Consider the following 26698-nt stretch of genomic DNA (forward strand, 5'->3'; position numbering starts at 1 on the left):
CAACAAACACAGGAGTGTGCACAAAATGGCAGAAGCGAATTGGCCCATCCACGGCGAAATCACCGGTCCGATCGTGATGATCGGTTTCGGGTCCATCGGGAGGGGCACGCTTCCGCTCATTGAGCGACACTTCAAATACGACAAGTCCCGCATGGTCGTGATCGACCCGCAGGATACCGATCGTGCTTTGCTCGACGAGCGCGGCATCCGTTACATCCAGGAAGCCGTCACGGCCGACAACTACAAGAAGGTTCTGAAGCCGCTTCTGACCGAAGGCGGCGGCCAGGGCTTCTGCGTCAACCTTTCGGTCGATACCGGCTCGGTGGATCTGATGCGCCTCTGCCGCAAGCTCGGCGCGCTTTATATCGACACGGTGGTCGAGCCATGGCTCGGCTTCTATTTCGATGAAACGATCGACAACGCCAAGCGCACCAACTTCGCGCTGCGCGAAACGATGAAGGCCGAGCAAGCCGCCAACCCCGGCGGCACCACGGCAATCTCCTGCTGCGGCGCCAACCCCGGCATGGTGTCCTGGTTCGTGAAGCAGGCGCTGGTTGATCTCGCGACCGATCTCGGCATGGATTTCGCGGTGCCAACGACCGACGATCGCGCCGGCTGGGCCAAGCTGATGAAGAAGGCGGGCGTCAAGGGCATCCATATCGCCGAACGCGACACGCAGCGCGCCAAGGATCCGAAGCCCTTCAACGTGTTCTGGAACACCTGGTCGGTTGAAGGCTTCGTGTCGGAAGGCCTGCAGCCGGCCGAACTCGGCTGGGGCACGCATGAGAAGTGGATGCCCAAGAACGCCGGCACGCTCGGCGACAAGGACCAGCCGCTCGGCATCTATCTCGAGCAGCCCGGCGCCAACACACGCGTGCGCACCTGGTGCCCGACGCCCGGCGCGCAATACGGCTTCCTCGTCACCCACAACGAAGCCATCTCGATCGCCGACTTCTTCACCTCCACGAACAAGAAGGGCGAGATCACCTATCGTCCAACCTGCCACTACGCCTATCATCCGGCCAATGACGCGGTTTTGTCGCTGCATGAAATGTTCGGCGCAGCCGGCAAGCCGCAGAACGAGTTCCACGTTCTCAACGAGAACGAGCTGGTGGATGGCGCCGACGAACTCGGCGTTCTGCTTTATGGCCACGACAAGAATGCCTACTGGTACGGCTCGCGTCTCACCCTGGAAGAAGCGCGTAAGCTCGCGCCCTACCAGAACGCGACCGGCCTGCAGGTCAGCTCGGCGGTTCTCGCCGGCATGGTCTGGGCTCTGGAAAATCCGGAAGCCGGCATCGTCGATACGGACGAGATGGACTTCAAGCGCTGCCTCGAAGTTCAGCTGCCTTATCTCGGCCCGGTGGAAGGTCATTACACCGACTGGACGCCGCTCGATCGACGTCCCGGCCTGTTCGAGGAAGATCTCGATACGAAGGATCCCTGGCAGTTCCGGAACATTCTGGTTCGCTAATCATTGATCGCGGAGGCCGCGCGGGAGTCGCGCGGCCATCCGAATCATGCGAGACGAGCGTCAATCCCGAACGTCTCTTTTTTAGAGGATGAACTGATGCGCCTCGCTTCTTCACTTCGCCTGTTGTCCGCACTCACCTTAACTGCCGCTGTTGCGGGCTGCGTCGGCGGCGATGGCGGTTCTGGCGCGCGCCTCGGTTCCGGCCCCATGCTCAAGCAGGTGAGCGTGGATGGTGCCTGGGTCGACGAAAGCGGCGTTGGCGTCTCCACCTTCTCCAACGGCGTCTTCACGACCACCGCGATGGACAATGGCAGCCGCCTGTCGGAAGGCAATTATCGCTACAATGGCGCAAGCGTCGTGGCGATCACCGGCACCTCGCTCATCCGCCAGCAGCCGATCGCCTTTAACTGCAACATCGCATCCAGCAATCAGCTGAACTGCACCAGCGCCGAAGGCAATCGCTTCGTTCTGACGCGCCGCAGCTAAACGTTTTTCTTCGTCGATCATGAAGCCGGCTCATCTTTGGGCCGGCTTTTTCGTGTTGGGGCTTGAAAGCCTTCTACCCCGATGGAAACATGGCCTTTCGCCGACGCTGTAGCACCGCCGACATGAACTGCGGCTACATGCAGGAAACCAGCGGAGACACGCCGATGAAGAAACTCACACTGCTTGCCGCGCTTTCGACCTCGATCCTCGGCCTGTCGGCCGGCGCATCATTGGCCGATTACACGCTGAACATCCTGCATATCAACGACTGGCACAGCCGGATCGAAGGCAACAACAAATACGAGTCCACCTGCTCGCAGGAAGAAAAGGACAAGGGCGAATGCATCGGCGGCGCAGCCCGCCTTGTCACAGCCATCCGCCAGGAGCGCGAAGCCCTCAAGGGCCAGAACGTGCTCGTGCTGGATGCCGGCGACAATTATCAGGGCTCGCTGTTCTTCCAGACCTACCATGGCGATGTCGAAACCGAATTCTCGAACTTGATCAAGTTCGACGCCATGACAGTGGGCAATCACGAATTCGATGATGGCGAAGAAGGCCTGATGCGCCTTCTCGACAAGGCCGAGTTTCCGGTGCTCGGCGCCAACGTCAAGCCGAACGATCAGTCCAAGGTCGGCGACAAGCTGAAGCCCAGCACGGTCGTCGAGCTCGGCGGTCAGAAGGTCGGTATCATCGGCGTCGTCACCACCGATACGCCAGATGTCGCCACCCCTGGCCCGACGCTCGCATTCGAAGACGATGTCGAAGCCATCAAGCGCGAGGTCAAGGCGCTGACGGACGAAGGCGTCAACAAGATCGTGGCCCTCACCCATGTCGGCTATGTCCGTGACCGCGACGTGATCGCCAAGATCCCGGGCGTCGACGTGGTTGTCGGCGGCCATTCCCACACCTTCCTGTCGAACACCGACGACAAGGCCGAAGGTCCCTACCCGACGATGGTCGACGGTGCCGACGGCCACGAAGTGCCGGTTGTCTCGGCTGCCTCATATTCCAAATATCTCGGCAAGCTCACCGTCGTGTTCGACGACGAGGGTGTCGTCAAGGAGGCAAGCGGCGACCCGATCTACCTCGATCAGTCCATCCCCGAAGACGAAGCGGTTCTGAAGCGCGTTGCCGAACTCGGCGGTCCGATCGAAAAACTCAAGGCCAAGACGGTCGGCGAGTTCACCGCAGCCGTGGATGGAAGCCGCGAGACCTGCCGTGCACAGGAATGCGCCATGGGCGACCTGATCGCCGATGCCATCCTCGACCGCACCAAGGATCAGGGCGTGACGGTCGCCATCCAGAACGGCGGCGGCATCCGCGCTTCGATCGACGCCGGTCCGGTCACCATGGGCGAAGTCCTGACCGTGCTGCCCTTCCAGAACACGGTCGCCACCTTTCAGCTGTCCGGCGAGGATCTCATGGCCTCGCTTGAAGCCGGCCTGTCCGAGATCGAGGAAGGCAAGGGCAAGTTCCCGCAGGTCGCCGGTCTCAAATACACGTTCGACAAATCCGTCGCCCCGAACGAAGGCCGCCTGAAGTCCGTCGAGATCAAGGACGGCGACAACTGGACGGCGCTCGATCCCGCCAAGACCTACACGATCGCCACCAACAACTTCGTGCGCACCGGCGGCGACGGCTACAAGCTCTTCGCCGACAAGGCCGAAAACGCTTATGACTACGGACCGAGCCTCGAACAGGTGCTCGCCGACTACATCTTGGCCAACAGCCCCTACACACCCGAACTCGACAACCGCATCACCATGGCGCAGGCCGAAACACAGCCTGTATCCAACAGCGAACAATCAGCTCCGGAACCCACCGCCAGCGAACCACCCTCCGCAAACACCGACAGCGGACCCGTCCCCGCTGCCGAGCCGCAAACAACCGAACCAGCGCCCAACAGCCAACAGTCCACAACCGAACCCACCGCCAGCGAACCGCCCTCCGCAAACGCCGACAGCGGACCCGTTCCCGCTGCCGAGCCCCAAACAACCGAACCAGCAACAACTCCGGCTGAAACAGTGGTGCCCGAGCCAACAACGCCAGCCCCCACCACCCCGCCGGCTGACCTGACCCCGCCCGCGGCAGAAACGTCCGCAACACCGCAACCGGCGGAACCAACCTCCGAGCCAGCTGCCCCAACTCAAAGCAGCGCCACCACCGAACCCGCCTCGCCTTCAACCAACGCTGGCGGTCGCCACACCGTGGTCAAAGGCGACACGCTGTGGGACATCGCCGAAGCTGCCTATGGTGACGGGTCGCAATGGCGTCGGATCCAGCGTGCAAATCCAGGACTGCGTACGCAGCGTCTAATTGTTGGCACCGAACTGCAGATTCCTGGTATGAACTGACGCGAAAACACGGAAAACCGCGTTGCCAAATCGCGAAAAGGCGGTGGATGGACACCGCCTTTTCGGTGTTTTCTGACGCCCGCTTCCTTTTGCAGCATTGATTGACGGCGTTGAAACCGTATGTCTGCTCGTAAGAATTTGAAGGAGCATCAAGCGGTGGTATCAACTGCGACGGGCCTGGATCGTGCGGCTTCCAAGGCGACCGGCCCTCTGCCCGCCAACCATCCAGCCCTTGCGCCGGATCGGATCGGCGTTCTCTTGGTCAATCTCGGCACCCCGGACGGCACCGACAAGACGTCGCTGCGGCGTTATCTGCGCGAGTTCCTGTCCGATCCCCGCGTGATCGAACTGAACAAAGCCGTATGGTATCCAATCCTTTACGGCGCAGTTCTCACCACGCGTCCGAAGAAGTCCGGCGAGAACTACGCCCGCATCTGGAACCGCGAGAAGGATGAATCGCCCCTGCGCACCTTCACGCGTTCCCAGGCCGAAAAGCTGGCGGAAAGCTTCAAGGACGAGCCTGTCGTGGTTGAATACGGCATGCGCTACGGCAGCCCCTCCATCGCCTCCGCCGTCGAGCGCCTGCGCACCGCCGGCTGCCGCCGCATCCTGTCCGTGCCGCTTTACCCGCAATATTCCGCCACAACTACCGGCACCGCCAACGACCAGCTTTTCCGCGCTCTGATGAAGCTGCGCGACATGCCGGCAACCCGCACTCTCCCGGCCTACCATGACGAGCCCGTCTATATCGACGCGCTTGTCCGCTCGGTGGAAACGCATCTCGCCACCCTGCCTTTCGAGCCGGAAGTGGTGATCGCCTCCTATCATGGCATTCCGAAAGCCTATTTCGAGAAGGGCGACCCCTATCACTGCCACTGCCAGAAGACCTCGCGTCTGCTGCGCGAACGGCTTGGCTGGGACGAGAAGAAGCTCATGACGACCTTCCAGTCCCGCTTCGGCGCGCAAGAATGGCTGCAGCCCTACACCGACAAAACGGTGGAACGACTGGCCAAGGAAGGCGTGAAGTCCATCGCCATCCTCAACCCAGGCTTTTCCGTTGACTGCATTGAAACGCTTGACGAAATCGGCCGCGAAGTGTGCGAAGAGTTCGTTCATGCGGGCGGCGAGAACTTCTCGCACATCCCTTGCCTGAACGACTCCGCCGATGGCATGCGGGTCGTCGAGGAACTCGTCCGCCGCGAGCTCGAAGGCTGGCTCTAAGCCTTGGCCTGACGCACCGTATAGACTAGACCTTCGGGTAACATGCTCGGAGGTCTGAATGTTCGGCGGATTTGACATCGTCATTATCGTGCTTGCGATCCTGGTGCTCCTGCTGATCTTTGCAGGCATCAAGACAGTTCCGCAGGGCAACAACTACACGGTCGAGCGCTTCGGCCGTTACACCCGCACCCTGACGCCCGGCCTGAACCTCATCATTCCCTTCATCGACCGCGTCGGTGCGCGGTTGAACATGATGGAACAGGTGCTGGATGTGCCGACCCAGGAAGTCATCACCCGTGACAACGCCATTGTCGCCGTTGACGGCGTCGCCTTTTACCAGGTCCTGAACGCCGCGCAGGCCGCCTATCAGGTGGCTGGCCTGGAGAACGCGATCCTCAATCTCACCATGACCAACATCCGTACGGTCATGGGCTCGATGGATCTCGACGAGCTTCTGTCCAACCGTGACGCCATCAACGAGCGCCTGCTGCGCGTCGTGGATCAGGCTGCGCACCCCTGGGGCATCAAGATCACACGCGTCGAGATCAAGGACATCAATCCGCCCGCCAACCTCGTGGACTCCATGGCGCGCCAGATGATGGCGGAGCGCACGAAGCGCGCCCAGATCCTGGAAGCAGAAGGCTTGAAGCAGGCGCAGGTTCTGGAAGCGGAAGGCCGCAAGGAAGCCGCTTTCCGTGACGCCGAAGCCCGTGAACGGTCGGCCGAAGCGGAAGCGCGCGCCACGCAGGTCGTGTCGGAAGCGATCGCCAAGGGCGACGTTCAGGCGATCAACTACTTCGTTGCGCAGCGCTATACCGAAGCCATGGCCAAGATCGGAACATCGCCGAATTCCAAGATCGTGCTGATGCCGTTCGAAGCCTCATCCCTGATCGGTTCGCTGGGCGGCATCGGCTCCATAGCCAAGGAAGTGTTCGGCGACAGTTCCGATCAACCGGCACCGCGCCGCGGAAACACGTCGCGCCCACCGCGCGTGGTCATTCCGCCGGAAAAGGACTGAGGACAGCCAATGATCCTGAGCGCCCTCGCCGATCTCGGGCCATGGAGCTGGATCCTGCTCGGCATGATCCTGCTGGGGCTGGAGATCGCCGTGCCCGGCGTTTACCTGCTGTGGAGCGGCATCGCCGCCTTGATCATCGGCGCCGTTTCTTTTCCTTTATGGGATACGGCTCTCTGGACCTGGCATGTGCAGGTCGTTCTTTTTCTGGTCTTGTCGCTTCTCGCAGCCTTCATCGGCACCCGCTATGTCGGCATCTATGACACGCAAAGCGACGAGCCTCTGCTCAACCGGCCCGGCATTCAGCTGATCGGTCGCACTGCCATCTTGCGCGACCCGATCACCGAAGGACGCGGCCGCATTCAGCTCGGCGATACGATGTGGCTCGTTCAAGGGCCGGATCTTCCAGCCGGCGGCCGCGTCAGGGTCACCGGCGTGAGCGGGTCCGAGCTGATCGTGGAACCGGCTTAAGCGACGCCGACGCGCAACAGATCGTGGAAATGAACGATGCCGACCGGCCGTTCATCTTCCACCACCACAAGCGCGCTGATCTTGAGATCTTCCAGAAGACCGATCGCTGCACCGGCCAGAGTGTCGGGGCGAACGCTCTTCGGTTCGCGTGTCATGATGTCGTCCACCGTGAGTGCCGACATATCGCGGTCGATGTGACGGGCGATATCGCCATCCGTCACGATGCCCGCCAGACGGCCATCGTCTTCCAGCACGCACACGCAGCCGAACCGGTGCTGCGACAAGGTCATCACTGCGTCGCGCAGCGGCGTGCCGAGCTTTGCAGCCGGGATCGCGTCGCCACGATGCATAAGATCGCGCACCTGCGTGAGGTTCGCCCCGAGCTTGCCGCCGGGATGAAAGGTGCGGAAGTGATCGGCCGTAAAGCCCCGCGCTTCCAGAAGCGCAATGGCCAGCGCGTCGCCGATCACCAGCTGCATCAAGGTTGATGTGGTGGGCGCCAGACCGTGGGGACAGGCTTCGGCCACCTTCGGCAAAGCGAGAACCACGGTCGCCTCACGCGCCAGAGCGGACTGGGTCCCGGCAGTCATCGCAATGAGCGGAATGTCGAAGCGGCGGGCATAGTTCACGATGCCCTTCAGTTCCGCGCTTTCACCCGACCAGGACATGGCGAGGATGATGTCGTTTGGACCGATCATGCCGAGGTCGCCATGATTGGCTTCCACCGGATGCACGAAAAAGGCCGGCGTGCCGGTGGAGGCAAAGGTCGCCGCCAGTTTGGTGCCGATGTGACCGCTCTTGCCGATGCCGGTCACGATCAAGCGTCCCGAGATGCCGCGGATCAGCGCCAGCGCTTTTTCGAAAGGCTCGGCCAAGCCATTTTGAAGCGCAGCCTGCAGCGCGGCCACACCCGCCATTTCGGTTGCAACTGTGCGCAGCGCCGAGTGGATGCCGTCAACCTGCGTGTTCATTTCACTGCTCATGTCGTTCATGGCTGCGGCTTAGCGTTTTCGCAAAACCCTGTCCATTCAAGCAAATCAGCAAGCAGAAAGGTTTGTTTAACCAAGCCTGTTTACGGTTCCGTAATCCTCGCGAAGCGCGCGGATAAGGCAGATCCGGGAATGTCGCAGGCACTTACTCTCAAGCACATCAAGGCAAGGCGCAGGCGCGCTTTAGTGCTGGCATCGTTCACCGCGATCAGCACGATGAGCCTTGCTGCGCCCGCGTTTGCGCAAAGCACGGGTCTGCGCACAGGCACGCCCGCGAATACCGCCGGCACCTCGACGGCCACGCGAACTGCGCTTGAAGAGATCGCACAGGCGCCTGTTTACCAGCCGACGAGCGAAGGCGCTTTGCCCGATGATTCGCAGTCTTCGTCCGATAACAGCGCCAACTCCACGTCCATTTTCGATGACACCGGCCCGAGCGATCCCTTCGCGAACACCGCACCGGATCTGCGCACCACACCTGCCTCACCGGCTGGCGCTGCTGATCCGGCTCTTCCAAGCGGCAGCCTCACGGGACGCGCGGCAACGGCTGTAACGGCGCAAACACCCGAAGGGACCAGCGGAGAAGCGATTACTGCCCTTCCCGCCGAGCGACAGGGCCGGTTCAACACCGATGCGCTTGATACGCTGGATACACTCGGGCGCAGCGAACGCGCGGCAGCGATCGAAGCGCGCCGCCGAACCTTCGAGGAAACGCCCTTCGCGGCGGTGGGTCTGCGCGCCGGCACATTCCTGCTGTTCCCGACTTTGGAACAGGGCATAACCGCCACGAACAATGCGGATTCCAGCACCAACGGCGACTCGGCCGTTTTGTCGGAAACCACGCTTCGGCTGAATGCCAATTCGGATTGGGCACGGCACTCCGCTTACCTCAGCGGCTTCGGCACGTATCGCAAGACGATCAGCGGCGACGAGGTGGAAACCGTTTATGGCGGGCTGAACTCCGGGCTGCAGCTCGATCTCGCGAACGCTTATACGCTCAACGCCACTGCCAACTACCTGGTCACACCGGAATCCGCGACCTCGCCGGTGCAGATCGAAGGCACGCTGGATGAACCGATCCGCCAATCGATCGACGGCAGCCTCGGCCTCAGCAAGAACTTCGGCCCGCTGCAGCTTACCGGCACCGGCCGCATCGAGCGTGACATCTATGGCGATGCCGATCTTTCCACCGGCGGAACCATTTCGCAGAAGGACCGAAATTCCACGCTGGCCGCCTTCGTGCTGCGCACCGGCTGGGAATTGTCACCGGCCCTTACGCCGTTCGTTGAAGCCGAGATCGGCAAGCGCTTCTACGACAACAAGCTCGATTCTGCCGGTTACCGGCGCTCCGGCGTTCGCAGCGGCATTCGCGGTGGGTTGGAAATTGACATTGCGGAAAAGTGGGCGGGTGAGCTTTCGGCCGGCTGGATTGCCGAAAGCTTCGACGACGATCGCCTGCGTACCCTGTCCGGTGCCACCTTCGACGCCGACCTGACATGGTCGCCGATGCGTGGAACGACGGTTGTGCTCAACGGCAACACCACCGTTGAAGCGACGACCTCGCCCGGCGATTCCGGCTCGATCCTGTATTCGGCCGCCTTGTCTGCCACGCGCGAGCTGCGCGCCAACCTGACCGGCAATGCATCGATCGGCCTCGGCATCCGCGACTTCAAGGATCTCGACAGCCGCGAGCTGATCTGGAACACGGAAGCCAGCCTGACCTACTGGTTCAACCGCTATGCCGGTTTGACAGGTCGAGTGCGCTACGAGCAGATCGACAGCGATCTTGCCTTCCGCGACATGGATGCCACGAGCGTCTTCCTCGGGATCAAGCTTCAACGCTGATCACGTTGACGCGAGCAAGCCGGAAAATTGCCGCTATCCCACCTCAGACTTATTCATGGTAAACCCTCTGATAACTCCGATGAGCCAAGGTGGTGTTACGATCTGATTGAAGGAATAGCCGATGCACGCCATTCGCCGCACCGCCACACGCTTTCTGAGCCTCGCTTTGGCCGCCAGCCTGGCCATGCCGATGACGCTCGCTTCGCAACAGCCCGCACATGCCGATGCAGGCTTTCAGCGCTGGGTTCAAAGCTTCAAGTCGACTGCCGCGAAGAACGGCATTTCCGGCCGCACCTTCGACCGCGCCTTCCGCAATGTCCGCGACATCGATCCGGAAGTGCTGCAGAAGGCCGCCTATCAGCCTGAGTTCACGGCACCGGTCTGGGATTACTTCGACAACCGCATCAACGAACATTCGATCAGCATTGGCCGCCAGATGGCGCGTCAATGGAAGCCGTGGCTCGATCGCATCGAGAAAGCCTATGGCGTCGATCGCAACATTCTGCTCGCCATCTGGTCGATGGAATCGAACTACGGCGAGATCCTCAAGAACGACCAGGTGATGCGCAACGTGGTGCGCTCGCTGGCAACCCTCGCTTACGCCGACAAGCGCCGCTCCAAATTCGGCCGTGACCAGCTTCTTGCTGCGCTCAAGATCCTGCAAAGCGGCGACATCGATGAAAGCCATCTGAGCGGCTCCTGGGCCGGCGCCATGGGCCACACCCAGTTCATTCCCACGAGCTATCTCGCTTATGCGCAGGATGCCGACGGCAACGGCAAGCGCGACATCTGGAACTCCGTGCCGGATGCGCTGGCAACCGCCGCGAACCTCCTGCGTCGCAACGGCTGGCAGAGCGGCCAGACCTGGGGCTACGAAGTCACTTTGCCGGCTGGCAAATTCCCCGGCGGCTCCGTGTCGCTTTCCAAATGGGAGTCGCTTGGCGTCACGCGCGCCAGCGGTAAAGCCTTTCCGCGCGGTAATCAGAATGCCGAACTCAAGGTTCTCGACGGCCGCAGCGGCCCGGCTTTCCTGATGACCAAGAACTTCTTCGTCATCAAGCGCTACAACAATGCCGACAAATATGCGCTCGCCGTCGGCCTTCTTGCCGACCAGATCGCCGGTTATGGACCGCTCGTACGGGATTGGAACCGTCCATTCACGCGGCTGAGCTTCGAAGAAACGCAGGAACTGCAGAAGCGCCTGACGATGCACGGCTATTATGATGGCAAGATCGACGGCAAGATCGGCCAAGGTTCGCGCGCCGCGATCCGTGCCTTCCAGGAGCGTCGCGGACTGGATGCGGATGGCCATCCGAGCAAGGAAGTTCTGACCACCCTTCGGGGTCGCTGAGGCTGAACGTGCAGGCAACGGGTATTATCAAGACTGGTCTCCGTTGCCTCACCGGCGCTCTTTCTGCCGGTGTTCTGCTCGTCATGCCGCCTATGGAGCCGCACAAGGCGAACGCACAGGCCTTCGACGGTGCGGCGATCCGCGAGCTTTATCGTCGCAACCAGCGTGAGCGCAGGCAGCAAGAACAACCGGTGCAGACAGCGCCGGTTCAGGCTGCCCGCCCGCCGGCGCCGAAGAAGCAGCGCGCCACGCCGCGCCGCGTCCAGACTCCGACCCCGGCCGCTCCTGCTGCCCTCGAAAAGGCATCCGATGCCAAAGTTGTTCTCGTGATCGGGGACTTCATGGCAGGTGGGGTCGCGGAAGGCTTGAGCGATATGTTCGCGCAGGACGCTGACATCCGAGTGGTGAACCACGCAAACGGTTCGTCCGGCATCGTGCGCGATGACTTCTTCGATTGGCCGGGTGAGATCGGCGGCATCCTGGATCAGGAAAAGCCAGCTGCAGTGGTCGTGATGCTCGGCTCCAACGACCGTCAGCAGATGAAGGCTGATGGTGAGCGTCTGGAGCCGCGCAGCGATGGCTGGATGAAAGAATATACAAGGCGGGCAACATCGCTGGCGACCGCCGTCGAAAGCCGCGGCATTCCCGTGGTCTGGGTCGGCATGCCGCCCTTCCGGCAGACATCCCTGACCTCCGACATGCTGGCCTATAACGATGTCTTCAAGGCCGTATCTGTCACGGCAGAGGCTGATTATGTCGACATATGGGACGGCTTCGTCGATGAAAACGGCGCCTTCATCACGACCGGTCCGGACATGAACGGCCAGCAGGCGCGACTGCGCGGCAGCGACGGCATCAACCTCACAGCCGCCGGCAAGCGTAAGATTGCCTTTTATGCCGAAAAGCCGCTGCGGCGCGCGCTTGGAAGTGGTGACGGCGATGCGATCGGGTTGATCGGTCCGGCCTATACGCCCGGTGCCGACCTTCGCCCCGGCGCTGAAGACAAGATTCGCATCGTGCGCACCGTGCCGATCTCCTTGACCGACCCCGAACTGGATGGCGGCACGACGCTGCTCGGCGGTGAGGCCGCACCCTCCATCGGGACTGCGGCCGACATTCAGATGCGCGAACAGCGCGAAGCCGGCACGCAAACGGGACGGGCCGATGACTTCAGCCGCAAAGCCGGCACCAAGCAAGACGTTCCTGAAGGCACGGCATCTATCACGCCGCCAGCAGCGGCAGCGTCACGGCAATAAGTCTGTCTGCGCGCCTAGCGCGGCAGCACCGATGCGCCCATCAAGTCGGTATCGATGGAATGCGCGGCCTGACGGCCCTCGCGGATTGCCCACACAACAAGCGATTGTCCACGCCGCACGTCACCGGCGGCATAAAGCTTGTCGATGTTGGTACGGTAGTTGCGATCATTGGCAACCACGTTCACCGAACGGCGGTTGTCCTGCGACAGGGTCAAACGATCGCCGAGATCGCTGATCACGCCATGCGTGGTGATCGGTCCGGCAAAGCCGATGGCGACGAATGCGAGATCGGCGCGGATCACGAATTCGGTGCCAGCGATCGGCTTGCGCTTCTCGTCGACCTCGCAGCACTTCACGCCAACCAGATGGCCATCCTCGCCCACGAACTCCAAGGTCGCGACCTGAAACTCGCGCTGCGCGCCTTCGGCTTGCGACGACGAAACACGCATCTTGGTTGCCCAATAAGGCCATACCGCCAGCTTGTCTTCGCGCTCGGGCGGCATCGGGCGGATGTCCAACTGGCTAACGCGGACGGCACCCTGGCGGAATGCAGTGCCGACGCAGTCCGACGCCGTGTCGCCGCCGCCAACCACCACGACATGCTTGCCGCCAGCAAGGATTGGCTCCGCAGCCCATGCGGTGGACTGGATATCCTCACCGCCGACGCGCTTGTTCTGCTGCACGAGATAAGGCATCGCATCATGCACGCCCGCGAGTTCCGTACCGGGAATGCCGGCCGGCCGTGGGTTCTCGGAACCACCGCAGTAAAGCACCGCGTCGTGCTCTTCGATCAGCGCATCCACCGTCTTGTCCACGCCGACATTGACGTTGCAATGGAAGGTCACGCCCTCCCCCTGCATCTGCTCGACGCGACGATCGATAGTGGTCTTCTCCATTTTAAAGTCGGGAATGCCGAAGCGCAGCAAACCGCCTGGCTTGGACTCGCGCTCGAAGACATGCACATCGTGACCCGCACGAGCCAACTGCTGCGCTGCCGCGAGACCGGCCGGACCGGATCCGATCACCGCGACCGACTTGCCTGTTTTGACCTCAGCCGGCTGTGGCCGGATCAGGCCCATCAGGTAAGCCTTGTCGGCGATCGCCTGTTCCACCGTCTTGATGGCAACCGGCGCGTCTTCGAGGTTCAGCGTGCAGGCTTCCTCACAAGGCGCCGGGCAGATGCGGCCAGTCCATTCCGGAAAATTGTTGGTGGAATGCAGGTTGCGGATCGCCCCTTCCCAGTCGCCACCGTAAACCAGATCGTTCCAATCCGGGATCTGGTTGTGAATGGGGCAGCCCGTTGGTCCGTGGCAGTAGGGAACGCCGCAATCCATGCAGCGCGCCGCCTGTTTTTCGATCTCCTTATCCGACATCGGCAGCGTAAATTCGCGGAAGTGCCGAACGCGATCGGCCGCAGGCTGGTACTTTGCCACCTGCCGGTCGATCTCAAGAAAACCTGTTACCTTACCCATCGTCGTACTCTCGTCAGTCGATCCGCCGAGGCGTGAAGAACGCCAGCAGATGGCTTGAAGGGAAAATTGTGCAGAAAAGCCGGGGAAGCGGCCGGGCGCGGCGGATTACTCCGCCGCAACCCCCATGCGCATGCGCTCCATTTCAACCAAGGCGCGGCGATATTCCACCGGCATGACCTTCCGGAACATCGGCCGGTAAGTCGCCCAATCGTCGAGGATCGCCCTCGCGCGCGTGGAACCCGTATAATGTGCATGGTTCGAGATCAGCTTCACCAGCCGTTCCTCGTCATGGCGGGTCATGTCGCCGGACACATCCACGCGACCTTTGTGCATGAGGTCGCCGCCATGGTGATGCAGCTTCTCGAGCATGTCGTCTTCTTCCGGAACCGGCTCCAGCTCGACCATCGCCATGTTGCAACGCTCGGCAAAATCGCCGGCTTCGTCCAGAACATAAGCCACGCCACCCGACATGCCTGCCGCGAAGTTGCGGCCGGTCTGGCCGATCACAACCACCAGACCGCCGGTCATATACTCGCAGCCATGGTCGCCTACGCCTTCAACAACCGCAATGGCGCCCGAGTTGCGCACGGCGAAACGCTCGCCCGCCACGCCGCGGAAGTAGCACTCGCCTTCGGTTGCACCGTAAAGCACGGTGTTGCCGACGATGATCGATTCTTCCGGCACGATATTGGTGTCTTCCGGTGGCCGGATCACGATCTTGCCGCCCGATAGGCCCTTGCCGACATAGTCGTTGCCGTCACCGATCAGATCGAAGGACACCCCGCGCGTCAGAAACGCGCCGAAGCTTTGGCCGGCGGTTCCGGTCAGCTTCACCTGGATCGTGTCTTCCTTCAAACCGCGATGACGGAAGCGCTTGGCGACCTCGCCCGACAGCATGGCGCCGGCCGAACGATCGACATTGTGGATCGCTTCCTCGATCACCACCGGCTCGCGGTCTTCAAGAGCAGGCATGGCCTTTTCAATCAAGCGGCGGTCCAGCACATCGTCGATCGGATGAACCTGGCGCTCGGTCCAGTAGGTCGCTTCCTTCGACGCATCCGGCTTGAAGAACATGTTGGTGAAGTCGAGACCCTTCGCCTTCCAGTGCTCGATCAGCTCTTCCTTGGCGAGCAGTTCGGACTGGCCGATGATATCGTCGATCTTGGTGTAGCCCATATCAGCGAGCAACTGCCGAACCTCTTCCGCCACATAGAAGAAGAAGTTGATGACGTGCTCCGGCGTGCCCTTGAAGCGCTTGCGCAGAACCGGGTCCTGCGTGGCAACACCCACCGGACAAGTGTTGAGGTGGCACTTGCGCATCATGATGCAGCCGGCCGCAATCAACGGCGCGGTTGAGAAGCCGAATTCGTCGGCACCAAGCAGTGCACCGATGACTACGTCGCGACCGCTGCGCAGACCACCGTCTACCTGCAGGGCAATACGCGAGCGCAGGCCGTTCAGCACAAGCGTCTGATGCGTTTCGGCCAAGCCCATTTCCCAAGGCGAGCCGGCATGTTTGATCGAGGTCAGCGGCGAGGCGCCCGTGCCGCCATCGAAACCGGACACGGTGATATGGTCGGCGCGCGCCTTGGCGACACCGGCCGCAACCGTGCCGACACCCACTTCCGACACCAGCTTCACCGACACATCGGCCGCCGGATTGACGTTCTTCAGGTCATAGATGAGCTGCGCCAGATCCTCGATCGAGTAGATGTCGTGATGCGGCGGCGGCGAAATCAGACCGACGCCCGGCGTCGAGTGACGGGTCTTGGCGATGGTGGCATCAACCTTGTGGCCGGGCAGCTGACCACCTTCGCCGGGCTTGGCGCCCTGCGCGACCTTGATCTGCATCATGTCGGAATTGACGAGATACTCCGCCGTCACGCCGAAACGACCCGAGGCGATCTGCTTGATGGCCGAACGCTCCGGATTGGCTGAGCCATCGAGCAGCGGCAGATAGCGATCCGGCTCCTCGCCGCCCTCGCCCGTATTCGACTTGCCGCCGATCGCGTTCATGGCGCGCGCCAGTGTCGAATGCGCTTCGCGGCTGATCGAGCCGAAGCTCATCGCGCCGGTGGAGAAACGCTTCACAATATCGGCGGCCGGCTCGACATCGTCGATCGAAATCGGAGCACGCCCTGTTTCACCGGCCGTGCGGATCTTGAACAAGCCGCGAATGGTCTGCGCACGCGAGGCCAGACTATCGACCTGCGCCGAATACTCCTTGTAGGTCTCCCAGGAGTTCTTGCGCACGGCATGTTGCAGCGTAGCGACCGCGTCAGGCGACCAGATATGGGCTTCGCCGCGCATGCGGTACATATACTCGCCGCCCACTTCGAGCGTGTTGCGCAGCACCGGATCGGCACCGAACGCGTCGGCATGGCGCCGCAGCGTTTCTTCCGCCACTTCTTCCAGTCCGACACCTTCAATCGTGGTTGCAGTGCCGGCAAAGAACTGGTGCACGAAGTCGCTCTTCAACCCGATGGCGTCGAAGATCTGCGCGCCGCAATAGGACTGGTAGGTCGAGATGCCCATCTTGGACATGACCTTGAGGAGCCCCTTGCCCACCGACTTGATGTAACGGGTGACCACCTCGCCGGCATCGACCTGCGGCGGGAACTCGCCCTTGGCATGCATGGCGAGCAGCGTGTCGAAAGCGAGGTATGGGTTGATCGCTTCCGCGCCGTAGCCTGCAAGACAGGCGAAGTGATGCACTTCGCGCGGCTCGCCGGTTTCCAGAACGATACCGACGGAGGTGCGCAGACCTTTGCGGATCAGGTGATGATGCACGGCAGCCGTTGCCAGCAACGCCGGAATGGCGATGCGGTCCGCCCCGATCTGGCGATCGGACAGAACGATAATGTTGTAGCCGCCAGCCACCGCAGCTTCGGCACGTTCGCACAAGCGATCCACCGCACCGCGCATGCCCGCAGCGCCTTCCTGCGCGGCATAGGTGAAGTCGATCGTCTTGGTGTCGAAGCGGTCTTCGGTGTGGCCGATGGAGCGGATCTTTTCGAGATCGCCATTGGTCAGGATCGGCTGGCGAACTTCCAGGCGCTTGCGGCGGGATGAGCCTTCGAGATCGAAGATGTTCGGCCGCGGTCCGATAAAGGACACGAGGCTCATCACCAGTTCTTCGCGGATTGGGTCGATCGGCGGATTGGTGACCTGCGCGAAGTTCTGCTTGAAATAGGTGTAAAGCAGCTTCGACTTGTCCGACATGGCCGAGATTGGCGTGTCGGTGCCCATCGAGCCGATGGCTTCCTGACCGGTGGTGGCCATCGGTGCCATCAGGATCTTGGTGTCTTCCTGCGTGTAACCGAAGGCCTGCTGGCGATCGAGCAGCGATACGTCCTTGCGCAGCGCACGTGGCTCGACTGGCTTCAGGTCTTCCAGGATGAGCTGCGTGTTCGACAGCCACTGCTTGTAAGGATTGGCGGTGGCGATCTCGGACTTGACCTCGTCATCTGAAACGATGCGCCCCTGTTCCAGGTCGATGAGGAGCATGCGGCCAGGCTGGAGGCGCCACTTCTTGATGACGTGCTTTTCGGCAACCGGCAGAACGCCGGCCTCGGAGGCCAGGATCACGCGGTCATCGTCGGTGACGAGATAGCGCGCCGGACGTAGACCGTTACGGTCGAGCGTCGCACCGATCTGCCGGCCGTCGGTGAAGCAGACGGCGGCTGGGCCATCCCACGGCTCCATGAGGGCTGCATGATACTCGTAGAACGCCTTGCGCTCCGCGCTCATCAACTTGTTGCCGGCCCAGGCTTCCGGGATCAGCATCATCATGGAATGAGCGAGGCTGTAGCCGCCCTGCGTCAGGAACTCGAGCGCATTGTCGAAGCAGGCCGTATCCGACTGGCCTTCATAGGAGATCGGCCAAAGCTTGGAGATGTCGTTGCCGAACAGCTCGGAATCCACTGATGCCTGGCGCGCCGCCATCCAGTTGACGTTGCCGCGCAACGTGTTGATCTCGCCGTTATGCGCGACCATGCGATAAGGATGCGCCAGCTTCCACGACGGGAAGGTGTTGGTCGAGAAGCGCTGGTGAACGAGGATCAGCGCGCTTTCGAAACGCGGGTCGTGCAGGTCCTTGTAATAGGCGCCGACCTGATAGGCCAGGAACATGCCCTTGTAGACGATCGTGCGCGCCGACAGCGACACGATATATGAACCGATATCCCGGTTGCCGTGCTCCTGATAGATGCGGCCGGAAATGACCTTGCGCAGGATATAAAGCCGGCGCTCATAGACTTCGTCGTCGATGCCGTCGGGACGGCCGAGAAAAACCTGGCGATGGAAGGGTTCGGACGCCGCGATATTGGGCGCCTTCGACAAGGACGAATTATCAACCGGAACATCGCGGAAGCCCAGCAGCGGAAGGCCTTCCGACTGCGCGACGTCGCGGATGATGTCTTCGATATGAGCGTGGGTCTCGGCATCGCGCGGCATGAAGATGTGGCCAACGGCATAATGCCCGGCCGACGGCAGCTCCACGCCTTGCGCAGCCATCTCCTCACGGAAAAAGCGATCAGGAATCTGCACCAGCACGCCAGCGCCATCGCCCATCAGCGGATCGGCACCGACCGCACCGCGATGCGTCAGGTTTTCCAGCATCTGAAGACCATCAAGCACGATCTGGTGCGACTTGACGTTCTTCATCTGCGCAATGAAGCCGACGCCGCAGGCATCATGCTCGCGGCCTGGATGATAGAGCCCTTGCGCTTTCGGCAGCCCTCCCGGCAGGGCGGCGGTTTTCGTGGCCGCAGTCCCGGCGAGGGTCTGCGTGACGCGAAGCGTGTCGTCCTTCATGGGTACTGCCTCCAGTTGTGTGATCCGGCTCTAGATCACAAGCGCGCAAGAAACCGGAACGGAAGACATAATGACCTCCGACCGGCAGGTTATGCAAGTTTCAGATAAGACAGCAATACTGTCCTATCTTCGTATGGCAGATTACATTCTTAGCGACAAGACCGAAACGCGACAAATTCGTCGCTGCAGCGCAACAAGACGAAAGGCGCAGAGGGTTCGCTGAAAGATTATTACTACGCGGGAGGTGCTGCTGAAAGTGTGTTTCGCTCGCCAAACTAGCGCTTGCGTCATGCCCCTCAAAGAGATCAAGGTCGTGCCGCTCGCCTCAGAGCCCTCTTTTCCAGACGTGACAGGACCTATGCATTTCGCTTCAGACAACTGGGCAGGCGCCCACCCCTCCATCGCGGAAAGCCTTGTGCGCCATGCCGGCGGCTTTGCGCAGGCTTATGGCACCAGCGAACTCGATCGCCGCGTCGAACAGCGATTCGCCGAGATCTTCGAGCGTGAATGCGAGGTCTTCTTTGTTGGAACGGGCACGGCAGCCAACGCGCTTTCGCTGACCGCCTTCAACAAGGCCGGCGGCGTGGCGTTCTGTCATCGCGAAGCGCATGTGATCGAAGATGAATGCGGTGCGCCCGAATTCTTTCTGGGCGGCTCGCGTCTTCATGGCGTCGATGGTCCTGACGGCAAGATCACGCCGGAGAACCTGCAAAGGGCGATCGCCCGCTTTCCCGCCGGCTTCGTGCATAGCGGCCGCCCGATGGGCGTGACGATCACGCAAGCCACCGAAATCGGCACCGTTCATTCGCTCGACGAACTGGATGCGATCAGCGCCGTGTGCCGCGAGCACGACCTGCCGCTTCACATGGATGGCGCGCGCTTCGCCAACGCCCTCGTCTCGCTGGATGTCTCGCCGGCCGAAATGACCTGGAAGCGCGGCGTGGACATGGTGTCCTTCGGTGGCACCAAGAACGGCTGCTGGTGCGCGGAAGCCATTATCATCTTCGGTGATCGCTTCACCGGCGAACTGCCTTACATCCGCAAACGCGGCGCGCAGCTGTTCTCCAAAACGCGCTTCATCGCCGCGCAATTCGAAGCCTATCTGCAGAACGATCTCTGGCTCGATCTGGCTCGCCACGCCAACACCATGACAGCAAATCTCGCGCAGGTTTTTGAGACCGCGCCGGGTGCCCGTCTCGGCTGGACACCGCAGGCCAATGAGATCTTCGCGATCCTCAGCGACACCAGCGCCGAGCGCCTGCGCTCCGCAGGGGCCGTGTTCGCCCAATGGAAGCTGCCGCGGGTGACCGATGCCGTGCTCGATGACGATGAACAGCTCTATCGTTTCGTCACCAGCTTCGCCACGCAGGAAGCCGACATCGAGCAGGTCCAGCGTCTTCTCAGCAATGCCTGAAACAAAAGCGGCGCCCGTGAGGGCGCCGCTTTTAGTCCGCTACGACTAACGAAAGATCAGGCAGCCTTGGCTTCGATCTGCTTCGAGCTGTTGGCAGCCGAAGTGATCTCGATCTTGCGAGGCTTCATCTCTTCCGGAACATTGCGCTTCAGATCGATGTGAAGCAAGCCGTTCTTCAGCGTGGCGCCGTTGACCTCGACGTGGTCAGCCAGCTGGAAGCGACGCTCGAAAGTGCGCGAAGCGATGCCGCGATACAGCAGCTCGACGCCTTCTTCCTTGTCGGCCTCGTTGCGCTCACCCTTTACGGTCAGCACGTTGCGATGAGCCTCGATCGTAATCTCCTGATCCGAGAAGCCCGCCACTGCCATGGAGATGCGGTAAGCATCCTGGCCCGTGCGTTCGATGTTGTAAGGGGGATAGCTGGTGCCCGCGTCCGGCTGATTGACCTGGTCGAGCATGCCGAACAAACGGTCAAAACCAACGGTGGAACGATAAAGCGGCGAAAAATCAAACTGACGCATGGGTCTGTTCTCCTGTGAGCAACATGGTTGTGCGTGTGACCGGATGCGGAACCCTATTTGGCGTTCCATCCTGTCAGCGGCCCCGATTTCGGCGACCGCAGGAGATAGGTGGTGAGGCCGTTTCGGCCTTTCAAGTGATTTCTGCGCGCTGCTTGCGATGATTTTCATCGGCAGAGCCATCAGCCCAATGAACCGAAAATGAACCTTGTTGTCCGGCCCGGTTCAGACGTCGATCGCTAAAGATGCACCCAACATCCCCAGACAGCGAGCAACAAGTTCGCTTTGAGGCAGGACCAGGTTGCAACGTCCCTTCCTCCTGGTTCAGCAGGCCGGAAGCATCGCAAGGTGCTTTCGGCCTTTTGCCGTTTAGCCCCTGTCCGATGAGCGGATCACGCAAACGCAAGACAAAAAAAAGCCGGATCGAAACGACCCGGCTGAGTTATTGGAGTGCCTAAAAAGGCTGACCTCCAGAGGGGAACACTCATGAGCGCTAATGGGAGGAGAACGCGCTCAAGAGATGACTGTCATATGAGCCATTGCTGCCTAATGTTCAAGCACCTCATTTTGCAATGCACCCATGCAGAAAGACAATAGCGTAGCACGCCGCCATGCCGATGAGCAGAAGCCGCTGAACAAACAGGCATTTAGCCGTTCTCAGTAGAAGGGTCGGATAGCTTTGGCAGCACGTATGGCGCCCGAACAGGCACCTGCTCAATGCTGCAGCGCACAACGCGAAAGAAGCCATTCACAGACTTGCTAAACGAGAGATTAGATCGACAGGGAGAAAGCAGTAGGCCCAGCGGGAGCCCTCAATAGGCCCAGCTGCGTGCTTTCGACAAAAGGAAGTCGCGGAAGACATGCAGCTTCACCTGCTGCTTCATGGCATCCGGATAGGCAAAGAAGGTGTCGTAGGTCGGCACCTCGGTATCCGTCATCAGCTGAACGAGACCGGTTTCCTTGCCAACCATGTAGTCCGGCAGCATTGCGATGCCCGCTCCACGCTGCACGGCGCGCTTGACCGAAAGGATGTCGTTGATCTGGAGCGTGGCCGGGCGACGGAAGCCTTCGGGCTTGCCGGCAGTCTCAAGCCAGTTCAGATGCGCAAGCTGGCTCGGCACCGGCTCGCCGAAGGTCACGATACGATGCTTGTCGAGATCGTCGATGCTTTCCGGCATGCCGTGCTTGGCCAGATAGTTCGGCGCGGCATAAAGATGGAAGTGCATGGTGAACAATCGGCGCTGGATCAGGTCCGGCTGCTGTGGCTGACGCAGGCGAATGGCGCAATCGGCATGGCGAAGCGTCAGATCCAGCTCTTCATTGGCCAGAATGATCTGCAGCTGAATTTCCGGATAAAGATCCAGAAACTCCTGAACGCGCTCCGTGAGCCAGGCGGCGCCAAGACCGACGGTCGTTGTCACGCGCAGGATGCCGGAAGGCTTGTCCTTTGTTTCGGTTAACTGGCTGCGGACGTTTTCGAGTTTCATCAGCACGTCATGCGCTGTCCGAAACAGGAGCTCGCCCTGCTCGGTCATGACGAGACCGCGGGCATGCCGATGGAAAAGCGGTACGCCGACATCCTGCTCGAGCGCGCTGACCTGCCGGGAGATGGCCGACTGCGACAAGCGGAGCTTTTCCGCCGCGTGGGTAAAGGATCCAGCCTCAGCGGCCGCGTGGAAAACCCGCAGCTTGTCCCAATCCAGTGCCATCGTTCCCCCTCGGCATCACTCCGGACGCCGTTGCAAACCTACTCCGCCGCTTCGCGGTGAACTTCCAGGCCGGCCAGATAGCGTTCGGCTTCCAGCGCGGCCATGCAGCCCATGCCCGCAGCCGTTACGGCCTGGCGATAGATGTCGTCCGTCACGTCGCCGGCCGCAAACACACCCGGGATCGACGTCGCAGTCGAATCGGGCGCGCTCCACAGATAGCCGTTCTGCTTCATCTTCAGCTTGCCTTGGAACAGTTCCGTGGCGGGAGCGTGACCGATGGCAACAAAGACGCCGTCCACCGGCATCTCCTTCACAGCGCCGGTATGCGCGTCCTTCAATCGAATACCGGTGACCGAAGGCGGCATCGGCTTCTTGGCCGGCTGGCCGACGATCTCGTCCACCACCGTGTTCCAGAGAACCGTCACATTGTCCTTCGCCATCAGGCGTTCACGCAGGATGCGCTCGGAGCGGAACTCGTTGCGACGATGCACGACCGTCACGTGGCGCGCCAGATTGGAAAGATACAGCGCTTCCTCGACCGCCGAATTGCCGCCGCCGATCACAACCACGTCCTTGTTGCGATAAAAGAAGCCGTCGCAGGTCGCACAAGCCGAAACACCGAAGCCCATGAAGGCCGTTTCGCTGGGCAGGCCGAGCCACTTGGCCTGCGCGCCGGTGGCGATCACCAGCGCATCACAGGTGTAGACCGTGCCGGAATCGCCCATCATGCGAAACGGACGGACATCGAGATCGACGGAAGTAATGAGGTCGTTGACCATGTCGGTGCCGACATGCTCCGCCTGCTTCATCATCTCGCCCATCAGCCAGGGACCCTGAACCGGATCGGCAAAGCCCGGATAGTTCTCGACCTCGGTGGTGATCATCAACTGACCGCCCTGCTGCATGCCGGCAATCAGCATCGGCTTCAGCATGGCGCGAGCGGCATAGATTGCGGCCGTGTAGCCGGCCGGGCCCGAACCGATGATCGCAACGGGTGCGTGGCGCGTGTTCATGAAAAGCCTCTTGGTGGCCGCACAAGTCTGCGACCTTCTCAACATCTTGTCGCGAAGATAGGACTTTGCGGCTACTGCTTGCAAGGCGAGCCCGTCGGTATCCCAAGCTCATTCGCGCGCAAACGCGCTGCCAGCTAGGCGTTGGCAGAAGTTTGGTTTATGCGAGGTAAGCTGCATCCCGCGATCTTCCACCCCGTCAGAACACCATCCGAGCCGCCATGACCTTGAAAGCCGATCTGGATGCCATCGACTGGAAGATCCTGCGTGAATTGCAGGATGATGGCCGTATGACCAATGTCGAACTGTCGCGCCGCGTCGGCATCTCCGCCCCGCCCTGCTTGCGGCGCGTGAAGCGACTGGAAGATCAAGGCATCATCCGTCAGTACCGTGCGCTGCTCGACAACGCCGCGCTTGGCATGACGGTGGTTGCCTTCGCACTCGTCGGCCTTAACCGTCAGTCTGATGCCGATCTCAAAGCCTTCTCCAAACTGGTTGAAGGCTGGCCGATCGTGCGCTCGGCCTGGATGGTGTCGGGCGAATCGGACTTCTTCCTGCATTGCGTCGCGGCCGATCTCGCGACCTTCCAGAGCTTCGTGATCGAGGTTCTGACCTCCGCGCCGAATGTCGATACGGTGCGAACCGCGCTCACCATTCGCCAGGTCAAGGATGAGGGCCGCGTCGCGATCGACCAAGCCATGCAGGACTTCTAGACCAGCAGATCCCGGACGCGCTGGCGAAAGCCGGCATCAATCGCCTCGTAGCGCCGACGAGCAGCCTCGCCCAACGAGCGCTTTTCGGCATCAGGCATCGCGATGATGCGCTCGATCGCAGCTTCAAGCGCGGTCGGATCGACATAGAAATTCGTGCCGAGATGACGCGGTTCACTGCGTTGATAGGGCACGAGCACGCCGCAGCTGGCATCGACATGCTCGTTCATCGGCGGCGCATCCGTGGTAACCACCACAGCCCCCACCGAAAGCCCCTCGATGAGATGATGCCCCCAGCCTTCGGCGCGCGACGGGCAAAGATGAACGCCACATCCGTTCTGCAGCACCTGCAAGGCCTTGTCGTCCATATAGCCGGAGATGAGGGTCACGTTCCTCGGCACGCCACCCGCTACATTCGCCTGCTTCTGAACGAGGTACAGTTCAGGCCATTCCGGGTGTTTTGCCCAGAGCGCAAGCACATCTTCCGTGCCTTTCAGCGTGCTGCCACCGGCCAGGTGAAAGAAGCGGCTGAAATCTTTTTCGACACCGGACATCCGGCGATCCGGTGAGGAAAAGCCGAGATAGCTGGTCGCCACGCCCTGCGCGCTGAACACCGCTTCGCCATGCCGTGTTTTCGCCAGCACCCGGCTTACCTGCCGCAGCCGTCCAACCTGGCGATGCGGGAAGCGCTCTTGATTGGGCACCAGCAAGGTTTCTTCCGAGGCAGCCCCGAACCAGCCGGGAAAGGCGCGTTCCAGATGGATGATCCGCTTGGCGCGCTTGGTACGCAGCAAACGCTGCCACCAGCTGCGTTGCTTGATTGTGGCGTATTCAGCCTGCCCGCCGGCTTGCTTGATCGCGTCCTGCAGGATTTCGGCGTCGCGGGTCAGACCATAGCTGTTCGATTTGCCGAGGATCAGCGTGGAAGGCAGGTTCTCACTCACGATGGCGCACCCCGCCACAGCCGCTCGTAAACGCCCTGGATCGCATCCGCCTCGCCGTCGAGCGGGAATGTCGCGCGCACATGCGCCAGCGCCTTCGATCCGTGAGCATCCGCCAGTGCAGGCTCGTCGAGATAGATCTGGATCGCGCGCTGCAAGGCGGCGCCATCGCCGGCCGGCGCCACGGCACCGGTCTCGCCGGGAACGATCATCTCGGCATAAGCACCGGCATCGCTCGCCACCACGGCAGCACCCGAAGCCATGGCTTCAAGCGGCGTCAAACCGAAGCCTTCATTGCGCGAGGGCGCGACATACAAGGAAACGCGCTGATACCAGAGCTTGATGTCCGGCACCTCGCCAAGAAAGCGGATGCGCTCGCTCAAGCCCGCAGCCGCAATCTGCGCCTTCAACCCCTCGGCGAAAGCGCGATTGTCGTCCGTCACCCGTCCGGTGATCACCGCCGTCCAGCCGGGACGGCTCGGCAGCAGCGCGATCATTGCGGCCACGAACAGGTCGGTGCCCTTCTGCTCGCGAACCCGTCCGAAGCAGCCGATCAGCCGCTGCCCGGCAAAGCCTGCCTCGGCAACGGCAGCGTCACGATCGGCCGCCGGCACAAAGGCGGCAAGGTCGACGCCGTGCCGGATCACCGTATGCGGCACATGAAGAAAGCTGCCGGACCGGGCGCTGGTTGCGATCACCGCATCCATGCGGCGGATCAGCCATTTGGTGAAGGGCTTGTGGTCGCGCTGGGCGGCCGAGGTGAAAACGAGCTTCACCGGCGCGCGCAAAACATCGCGCAGAAGGATGCCCCCGATCATCTCGACGTTGCGCCGGGCATGCCAGATGCGAAAAGGCCGCCCCTGCGGCCGCTTCAGGAGCCCGAAGACCTGGCTCCGCCGCATGCATGGCACGAAGTCGGGCAGGCCGGCGCCCAGACTTGCGATCGGGAAGCGTTGCGCCTGCAAAGGCAGAAGCTGGATGATCGTGCTGGTGACGCCCGACAGCCGCTTCTTGAAGTTGGGCGCCACAACAAGAAGGCGCGCGACATCAACGTCACGCGCCTTTTGAAGATGAATATGCCTGGTGTCAGCCAAAGCGAACGTCGGTGACCTCGTAGCCCCGTGCGCCGCCCGGAGCATTCACCTCGATCGTGTCACCGAGCTTCTTGCCGATCAGCGCACGCGCGATAGGCGAAGAAATCGAGATGCGGCCGAGCTTTACATCGGCTTCCTGGTCGCCGACGATCTGGTAGGTCTTCTTTTCTTCCGTGTCCTCGTCAACGAGTTCCACGGTCGCGCCGAACTTCACCGTGTCGCCCGTCAGCTTGGACACGTCGATGACCTCAGCGCGCGCGATCAGGTCTTCCAGCTCGTTCACGCGGCCCTCGTTCAGGCTCTGCGCTTCCTTGGCCGAATGATATTCGGCGTTTTCCGAAAGATCGCCATGCGCACGGGCTTCCGAGATCGCCTCGATGATACGCGGCCGCTCGTCCTGCTGCCGCCAGCGCAGCTCTTCCTTGAGCGCTTCGAAGCCGCCCCCGGTCATCGGAACCTTGTTCATCTCCAAAACCCTCCATACTCCGTGTTTTGTGTCCAACACGGTACTCGAAGCCTAAAATGAAAACGGCCCGATAGCACCATGGCTAGC

The 26698-nt window shown here is 61.4% G+C and carries 20 protein-coding genes; 11 read left to right on the forward strand and 9 right to left on the reverse strand.

Annotated elements, in window-relative coordinates:
• The first annotated feature begins 25 nt into the window (after positions 1 to 25).
• The 6 genes from JYU29_RS09990 to JYU29_RS10015 all read left to right on the forward strand — a co-directional run bounded on the left by JYU29_RS09990 (position 26) and on the right by JYU29_RS10015 (position 7021).
• Positions 26 to 1474, forward strand: a complete 1449-nt coding sequence (locus JYU29_RS09990) for a homospermidine synthase (RefSeq protein WP_213984653.1) — start codon at positions 26 to 28, stop codon at positions 1472 to 1474.
• A gap of 96 nt (positions 1475 to 1570) precedes the next feature.
• Positions 1571 to 1960, forward strand: coding sequence for an Omp10 family outer membrane lipoprotein (locus JYU29_RS09995; protein ID WP_213984654.1), 390 nt, complete (start codon positions 1571 to 1573; stop codon positions 1958 to 1960).
• A 164-nt stretch (positions 1961 to 2124) separates the two neighbouring features.
• Positions 2125 to 4314 (forward strand): 5'-nucleotidase C-terminal domain-containing protein, encoded by a 2190-nt coding sequence (locus tag JYU29_RS10000; RefSeq protein ID WP_213984655.1) that lies wholly within the window; start codon positions 2125 to 2127, stop codon positions 4312 to 4314.
• A 156-nt stretch (positions 4315 to 4470) separates the two neighbouring features.
• The gene (gene hemH, locus JYU29_RS10005; RefSeq protein ID WP_347879876.1) at positions 4471 to 5535 is read left to right on the forward strand and encodes a ferrochelatase; all 1065 of its coding nucleotides are present in this window, start codon (positions 4471 to 4473) and stop codon (positions 5533 to 5535) included.
• 58 nt (positions 5536 to 5593) lie between these two features.
• Positions 5594 to 6553, forward strand: coding sequence for an SPFH domain-containing protein (locus tag JYU29_RS10010; RefSeq protein WP_213984657.1), 960 nt, complete (start codon positions 5594 to 5596; stop codon positions 6551 to 6553).
• 9 nt (positions 6554 to 6562) lie between these two features.
• Positions 6563 to 7021, forward strand: coding sequence for an NfeD family protein (locus tag JYU29_RS10015; protein WP_213984658.1), 459 nt, complete (start codon positions 6563 to 6565; stop codon positions 7019 to 7021).
• Here JYU29_RS10015 and JYU29_RS10020 read toward each other — a convergent pair.
• The gene (locus tag JYU29_RS10020; RefSeq protein ID WP_250157331.1) at positions 7018 to 7992 is read right to left on the reverse strand and encodes a KpsF/GutQ family sugar-phosphate isomerase; all 975 of its coding nucleotides are present in this window, start codon (positions 7990 to 7992) and stop codon (positions 7018 to 7020) included. The two genes, JYU29_RS10015 and JYU29_RS10020, sit on opposite strands and share 4 nt — an antisense overlap.
• Before the next feature lie 150 nt (positions 7993 to 8142).
• Between JYU29_RS10020 and JYU29_RS10025 the strand changes: the two genes are divergently transcribed.
• The 3 genes from JYU29_RS10025 (at position 8143) to JYU29_RS10035 (ending at position 12462) form a co-directional block, all read left to right on the forward strand.
• On the forward strand, positions 8143 to 9855 hold the full coding sequence (locus tag JYU29_RS10025; RefSeq protein WP_213984660.1) for an outer membrane beta-barrel protein: 1713 nt from the start codon (positions 8143 to 8145) through the stop codon (positions 9853 to 9855).
• A gap of 121 nt (positions 9856 to 9976) precedes the next feature.
• Positions 9977 to 11206, forward strand: a complete 1230-nt coding sequence (locus JYU29_RS10030; protein ID WP_213984661.1) for a lytic murein transglycosylase — start codon at positions 9977 to 9979, stop codon at positions 11204 to 11206.
• A gap of 83 nt (positions 11207 to 11289) precedes the next feature.
• Positions 11290 to 12462, forward strand: a complete 1173-nt coding sequence (locus tag JYU29_RS10035; protein WP_213984662.1) for a DUF459 domain-containing protein — start codon at positions 11290 to 11292, stop codon at positions 12460 to 12462.
• Between the two features lie 14 nt (positions 12463 to 12476).
• Here JYU29_RS10035 and JYU29_RS10040 read toward each other — a convergent pair whose 3' ends face one another.
• Both JYU29_RS10040 and gltB read right to left on the reverse strand, forming a co-directional pair.
• A complete protein-coding gene (locus tag JYU29_RS10040) occupies positions 12477 to 13934 on the reverse strand; it encodes a glutamate synthase subunit beta (protein ID WP_213984663.1) in 1458 nt (485 codons plus the stop codon).
• Positions 13935 to 14039: 105 nt separating this feature from the next.
• Positions 14040 to 18749: a glutamate synthase large subunit gene (gltB, locus tag JYU29_RS10045; RefSeq protein WP_213984664.1), complete on the reverse strand. Its 4710-nt coding sequence runs from the start codon at positions 18747 to 18749 to the stop codon at positions 14040 to 14042.
• A gap of 358 nt (positions 18750 to 19107) precedes the next feature.
• On the opposite strand from gltB, the gene JYU29_RS10050 reads away from it, so the two are divergent.
• Positions 19108 to 20163, forward strand: a complete 1056-nt coding sequence (locus JYU29_RS10050; RefSeq protein WP_213984665.1) for a threonine aldolase family protein — start codon at positions 19108 to 19110, stop codon at positions 20161 to 20163.
• A 56-nt stretch (positions 20164 to 20219) separates the two neighbouring features.
• Here the strand turns inward: JYU29_RS10050 and JYU29_RS10055 are convergent, their stop codons facing one another.
• From JYU29_RS10055 to trxB, 3 genes are all read right to left on the reverse strand, one after another.
• Positions 20220 to 20684, reverse strand: a complete 465-nt coding sequence (locus JYU29_RS10055; RefSeq protein ID WP_213984666.1) for an Hsp20 family protein — start codon at positions 20682 to 20684, stop codon at positions 20220 to 20222.
• Positions 20685 to 21493: 809 nt separating this feature from the next.
• Positions 21494 to 22390: a LysR family transcriptional regulator gene (locus JYU29_RS10060; RefSeq protein WP_213984667.1), complete on the reverse strand. Its 897-nt coding sequence runs from the start codon at positions 22388 to 22390 to the stop codon at positions 21494 to 21496.
• 38 nt (positions 22391 to 22428) lie between these two features.
• Complete coding sequence (trxB, locus tag JYU29_RS10065) at positions 22429 to 23403, reverse strand: thioredoxin-disulfide reductase (RefSeq protein ID WP_213984668.1); 975 nt, start codon at positions 23401 to 23403, stop codon at positions 22429 to 22431.
• A gap of 218 nt (positions 23404 to 23621) precedes the next feature.
• On the opposite strand from trxB, the gene JYU29_RS10070 reads away from it, so the two are divergent.
• Entirely contained in the window at positions 23622 to 24113 is a 492-nt protein-coding gene (locus tag JYU29_RS10070; RefSeq protein ID WP_213984669.1) for an Lrp/AsnC family transcriptional regulator, read from the forward strand.
• Here the strand turns inward: JYU29_RS10070 and JYU29_RS10075 are convergent.
• From JYU29_RS10075 to greA, 3 genes are read right to left on the reverse strand one after another with little or no spacing between them, the layout of a single operon-like run.
• On the reverse strand, positions 24110 to 25054 hold the full coding sequence (locus JYU29_RS10075; protein ID WP_347879877.1) for a glycosyltransferase: 945 nt from the start codon (positions 25052 to 25054) through the stop codon (positions 24110 to 24112). The two genes, JYU29_RS10070 and JYU29_RS10075, sit on opposite strands and share 4 nt — an antisense overlap.
• Positions 25051 to 26145, reverse strand: coding sequence for a glycosyltransferase family 4 protein (locus JYU29_RS10080; RefSeq protein ID WP_431192847.1), 1095 nt, complete (start codon positions 26143 to 26145; stop codon positions 25051 to 25053). The genes JYU29_RS10075 and JYU29_RS10080 overlap by 4 nt, the downstream gene beginning before the upstream one ends.
• The gene (greA, locus tag JYU29_RS10085) at positions 26138 to 26611 is read right to left on the reverse strand and encodes a transcription elongation factor GreA (protein WP_213984671.1); all 474 of its coding nucleotides are present in this window, start codon (positions 26609 to 26611) and stop codon (positions 26138 to 26140) included. The genes JYU29_RS10080 and greA overlap by 8 nt, the downstream gene beginning before the upstream one ends.
• Positions 26612 to 26698 lie beyond the last annotated feature (87 nt).

Origin of the sequence: Tianweitania aestuarii (assembly GCF_018457165.1) — a bacterium.
Classification (GTDB): Bacteria; Pseudomonadota; Alphaproteobacteria; order Rhizobiales; family Rhizobiaceae; genus Tianweitania; species Tianweitania aestuarii.